Annotated in this window: 1 protein-coding gene; it reads left to right on the top strand. The window is 68.0% G+C overall.

What is annotated here, in order from left to right; all coding sequences use genetic code 11:
- Positions 1-26: 26 nt before the first annotated feature.
- Positions 27-5,924 (top strand): non-ribosomal peptide synthetase, encoded by a 5,898-nt coding sequence (locus PQQ86_RS11675; RefSeq protein ID WP_408266735.1) that lies wholly within the window; start codon positions 27-29, stop codon positions 5,922-5,924.
- Positions 5,925-5,936: the final 12 nt, after the last annotated feature.

Below are 5,936 nucleotides of genomic sequence, written 5' to 3'. Positions count from 1 at the left end.
ACGGATCAGGAAAAAAGGGATATTCAATGAGTGTGAGTTCAGGACGTCAGGACGAATTGCTGGGCCTGTCGAAACAATATGCGGCGTTGCCGGCGGACAAGCGCGCGGTGTTCCGTCTGCGCGCGGCCGAGAAGGGTTTGCCCATCGACCGTTTGCCGATCGTCGCGTTGTCGCCGCGGCCGACGCGCGCGCCGCTGTCGCATGCGCAGGAGCGGCTGTGGTTTCTGTGGCGGTTGGAGCCGTTGAGTTCGGCATATAACGTGTCGCGCGCGGTGCGCATGGTCGGCGCGCTGCGTGCGGGTGCGGTTCGCGGTGTGTTTGAACAACTGACCGCGCGTCACGAAAGTCTGCGTTCGCGTTTCGGCGAGGAAAACGGCGTACCGTATCAAACGGGGCTGGCGGTGCTGGCGTCCGGTGCAATCGAAGCGATGTTTGCGTGGCATTTCGAGGATATTTCGGGTGGCGAAATAATCGCGAGCGACGCTACCCAACAACACGCACAACTTCAGGAGCGCCTCGGCGACCAGGCGCGCGAGCCGTTCGATCTGGAGCGCGGTCCGGTGATGCGAGTCGTGTTGACACGCATTGCCGCGGACGTGCACGTGCTGCAGTTCACCGCGCACCATATCGTCACTGACGCGTGGTCGATGGATCTGCTCGGCCGCGAATTTGCGCAGCTTTACGAAGCCGGTGTGCATGGCGCGGATGCCACGGTCGAAGCGCTGTCGTTGCCGCAGTTACATTACGCGGACTTCGCGCAGTGGCAGCGCGACTGGGCCGGCGACCGCCGCGCCGATGCCGAACTGGATTTCTGGCGCGGCCGGCTTGGCGGCGAACGGAGCCTGCTCGCATTGCCACTCGATCGTCCTCGCACGGTGGAGCGCAGCATGGAGGGTGCGCGTTGCGTTGTCGCGGTTCCGCGCGCAACAGCGGACGCGTTACTGCGGACCGCGCGCACGAACGGCGTGTCGCCGTTTGCTGCGTTGCTTGCGGTCTACTGCGTGCTGCTTGCGCGATACGGCGGCCAGCATGATTTTTGCGTCGGCGTGCCGGTGAGTGGCCGCGAACGCGCGGAGACGCACGGGCTCGTCGGGTTTTTCGTCAACACGCTGGTGATCCGTGCTGAACTGTCGATGTCGATGAGCATCGGTGAGCTGTTCGCCCACGTGGGCGAGCGTGTGGCCGAGGCGCAGGCGCACCAGGCCGTGCCGTTTGCGCGCGTGGTCGACGCCGTGCAGCCGCAACGCGAGCGCTCGCACTCGCCGCTGTTCCAGACGATGTTCAACTACGAAGTGGCCGGACGTACGGAAGATACCGAACTCGCGGGCCTGACGATTCGTGCGGAAGCCGCCTCGACGCGGACAGCCCGTTTCGATCTCGTTCTCAATGTGCTCGACGATAGCGATGGTCTGCGGTTGACGTTCAACTACGCAGTCGATCTGTTCGACGCATCGACGATAGAACGGGTGAGCGGGCACTACGTGGCGCTGCTGGAACAGATGTGCGCCTCGGGCGAGCAGCGCCTGTGCGAGCTGTCGATGGGGGCGGGCGCGGGTGCCGCGAGCGCGGCGCAACGTGCGTCGTATGCGTATGTGCCGACGGTCGCGCGCTTCGAGTCGCGTGCGCGGGTGTGTGGCGACCGGCAGGCCGTGATATGCGGCGACGAGCGGCTCAGCTATGCGCAGCTCGACGCGTGGGCGGACCGCCTGGGCGTGGCGCTGATGCGCGCGGGTGTGGCGCACGAGGACCGGGTGGGGGTGTGCCTGGAGCGCTCGGCGGGACTGGCCGCGGCGCTGCTGGGGATCTGGAAGGCGGGTGCGGCGCAGGTGCCGCTGGACCCGTCGTATCCGGAGGCACGGCTGCGCGAGATGATCGAGGATGCGGGGGTGCGTTGTGTGATTGTTGATGTGGCGAGCGCGGCGCAGCTGTCGGGGGTGCTTGAGGGCTGCGTGCAGGTACGGATTGGGGAGGAGGCTGGGCAGTTTGATGAACCGGTCGATGGGCAGGCCAATGAGCAGGCGGATTCGCAGCTTGAGAGGCAGTTCGATGAACCTGCCAGTCCAGTTGCCGGCGAACGTGCCCGGCCGGATGCATCGCGTGCCCGGCGCGCGCTGCGCAAACGCACCGCATCGATCCACCCGGAGCAGCTCGCCTACGTGATCTACACGTCAGGCTCGACCGGCCGGCCCAAGGGCGTGGCGGTGAGCCAGCGCGCGCTGTCGCTGCACCTGGAGGACTTCATCGGCACCTACGGGATCTCCGCGCAGGACACGCTGCTGCAGTCGTCGACGATCAACTTCGACGTGGCGCTGCACGAACTGCTGCCGGCGCTGCTGATGGGCGGCCGGGTGTGCATGCGTGGCGCCGCTGCGTGGGACCTGCAGGCGCTCAGCAGCGCACTGGCGACCCACCAGGTGACGTTCGCGCGGATCCCGACGGCGCTGTGGCAGCAGTGGCTCGGCGAGGCGCCGTCGCGCGCGGCGCTGCCGGCCTTGAGGCAGATCACGGTGGGCGGCGAAGGTCTGCCGGGGGACGCGCTGGCGCGCTGGCAGCGTAGTGCACTGGCGGGCGTGCGGCTGGACAACCTGTACGGGCCGACCGAGACGACGGTGGCGGCGCTGTACCGCCGTACGCAGCCGGAGGACACGCGGCACGTGAGCGCGCCGATCGGGATGGCGTATCCGGGGCGCAGCGTGTGCGTGCTCGACGGGGACGGCAACGAGGTTCCGGTGGGCGGGCTGGGCGAGCTGTGCATCGGCGGGGTGTCGCTGGCGCGCGGCTACCTGGGGCGGCCGGGGCTGACGGCGGAGCGCTTCGTGCCGTCGCCGTACAACGACGGAGAACGGCTGTACCGCAGCGGGGACCTGTGCCGGCTGCGCGCGGACGGCTGCATCGAGTACCTGGGACGGCTGGACCAGCAGGTGAAGCTGCGCGGTTACCGGATCGAGCTGGGGGAGATCGAGGTGCAGCTGCGCGGGTGTGCCGGGGTGGAGCAGGCGGTGGTGGCGCTGCGCGGGGAGGGCGAGCGCCGGCGGCTGGTGGCGTACTGGGTGGGCGAGGCGCAGGCGCCGCAGTTGCAGGCGGCGCTGCGGTCGACGCTGCCGGGGTACATGGTGCCGGGCGGGTGGATGAAGCTCGCGCGGCTGCCGGTGATGGCCAACGGCAAGCTGGACCGTGGGGCACTGCCGGCGCCGCAGGAGGACGAGGCGTGGCAGGCGGTGGCGCCGCGCACGGCGCGCGAGACGCAGATGCGGGCGATCTGGGCGTCGGTGCTGGGACGCGAGACGCAGCAGCTGGGGGTAACGCAGAACTTCTTCGAGGCGGGGGGCGATTCGATCGTGAGCCTGCAGCTGATCGCGAAGGCGCGCCAGGCGGGACTGAGGCTCACGCCGAAGCAGGTGTTCGATCATCCGACGATCGAGGCGCAGGCGCGCATGGCGGTGGAGCTGGGCGGGGCGGAGCAGGTGGAGCAGGCCGAATTGCACGAAGCGCTCCCGCTGACGCCGATCCAGGCGGGTTTCTTCGACCGGTTTGAGGCGGCGCCGTCGCACTGGAACCAGGCGGTGCTGCTGCGGGTGCGCGGGGGGCTGGAGGTGGCGGTGCTGGAGCGCGCGTTGCAGGCGCTGGTGGCGCGGCACGATGCGCTGCGGCTGCGGTTCGTGCGGGTGGGGGAAGCGGAACATGTTCGCGCGGGAGAACGAGATGCAGCAGAAGGACAGGATGTAGAAGGACATGACGCAGCAGAGAAGCGTGATGCAGCGGAAGCATCGACGCGTAGCTGGACACAGCAGGTAGCGCCGGTACAGACCCAGCCGCAGGAATCGCTGGTCGAACAGATCACAATCGGCGACCGCGGCGACTGGGAGCAGGCGCTGCACGATGCGTGCACACGGGTGCAGCAGCAACTGGACCTGCGGCGCGGTCCGCTGCTGAAGGCGGCGTATCTGGATGTGGGGCGACACGGCCAGCGTGTGCTGCTGGCGATCCACCATCTGGCGGTGGACGGGGTGTCGTGGCGCATCCTGCTGGAGGAGCTGCAGCAGGCGTATGCGCAGGCGGAGCGTGGCGAGGCGATTGCACTGGGCGCGCGCAGCACGCCGTTCAGCGTGTGGAGCCTGCGTCAGCATGCGTACGGGATGCAGGCGGAGCGGCTCGCGGAGCTGGGCTGGTGGCAGCAGCGGCTCACGGACGTGGTGGCGTGGCCGGCCGCGGAAGCGACATCAACAAACGCAGCAGGCACATCGACAAACACATCGACAGGCACAGCGACAGGCACAGCGACAGGCACAGCGACAGGCACATCGACAGGCACAGCGACAAACACAGCGACAGGCACAGCGACAGGCACATCAACAGACGCACCCACCGCGACCCACACAATCCGCCTCGACCCGCAGACGACTTCGGCACTGCTCTACGACGGCGCACACGGAGCAGGGCGCCCCGGCCTCACACCCGAAGTCCTGCTGCTGGCCGCGCTTACCCGCACGCTGGCGCAGCGCAGCGCGCAGCCACGGGTGCTGGTGGAACTCGAGGGCCATGGCCGCGAGGACATCCTCGATGACATCGACCTGACGCGCACGGTGGGGTGGTTCACGACACGCTATCCGGTCGTGCTGGAAGCGGATGACGACGCCAGTCACACCCTGCACACCGTGCGCACCGCACTGGGCGAAGTACCGCAGCGCGGTCTGCACTGGGGCCTGCTGCAGACACGCGCGTCGCGGGATGCGACGGTACGCGAGGCACTGGCCGGACTGCCGCAGGCGACGGTGGGCTTCAACTATCTGGGCCAGTTCGATGCAAGCCTGCCGGAGACTGCACGCTTCGCGTTCGCAGAGGAGCGGGGCGGTGAGTCGGTACAGGCGGGACTCCACGATGCGCAGGCAAAGGTGCTGCAGCTCGATGCCCTGGTAGCGGACCGTGAACTGCAGGTGAGCTGGCGCTACCGCACGGACCGGCTCACGCAGCAGGAAGTCGAAGCATGTGCAGCAGGTTTCGCGCAGCAGCTGCAAAACATGATCGACGTAGCCCGCACGCAGGGACATCTGCCGAACACCGATGACTCAACCGCGCACGCCACGTCGGCGCTCTTCTCGACGCGCTACCCGGCCAGCAACGACGACGAGTCGGGCATCTGGGCGCAGCGCCTGAACGCCGAGTCGGCGATACACGCAGCCCGCACGAAGCGCACGGCCCAGGATGGCGTGCCCTTGCCCGCGGGCATGCTCGCGCTTAACAGCCTGCGCGCGCCGGCGCGGCTGTTCTGTATCCATCCCGGGTACGGACTCGTTGCCGAGTATTGCCACCTCGCGCAAACACTGAACGGTGTGGCGACCGTCTATGCAATCCAGTCGCCGATGTTTTCCGACAGCGAGTGGACCGCGCCGAGCTTCGAAGCGCTCGCAGCCAACTATGTCGAGCGGATGCGCGCGGTTCAGCCGCACGGGCCGTATCGATTGCTGGGGTGGTCGTTTGGTGGACGTGTCGCTGTCGCGATGGCGGCGTATCTCGAATCGCTAGGCGAATCGGCCGATCTCGTCGGTCTCGGCGATACGGCCTCTCACTTCACGTTGCCGCCGCCGGCGCGAGGGTCGCGCAACGGAGTCCACACCGCGCAATCCGGCGAGGGGGATGCACCGGCTGCGGCAGCCGGTGGTCTCGATCGCGCGCTGCAACTCGCGATGCGCGTCGACGCGCATCACGTCGATCTGATCCGCGCTCACATGTTGCCGCGCATTGCGGCGCCGATCACGATGTGGCGCGCGTCGCAGAGCGAGGAAGGTCCGGAGCGTCGACTCGACTGGGCGCATCACACGGCGGGCCGCTATCGCGAGACGCTGGTGGAGGCATCGCATTCGAATATTATGCGACAGGCCGTGCTGCACGACGACCTCCGCAGCTGGTTCGAAACGCGCCGCTAGCGCGACACAAAA

This window comes from Paraburkholderia sediminicola, assembly GCF_046026675.1.
Lineage (GTDB): Bacteria > Pseudomonadota > Gammaproteobacteria > Burkholderiales > Burkholderiaceae > Paraburkholderia > Paraburkholderia sediminicola_F.
The sequence above is the reverse complement of the archived record's forward strand: the minus strand, read 5'-3'. Positions and strand labels throughout refer to the sequence as shown.

Coding starts and splice junctions, on each gene's coding strand:
- PQQ86_RS11675 (WP_408266735.1), top strand. CDS start 27: ATGAGTGTGAGTTCAGGACGTCAGGACGAATTGCTGGGCCTGTCGAAA.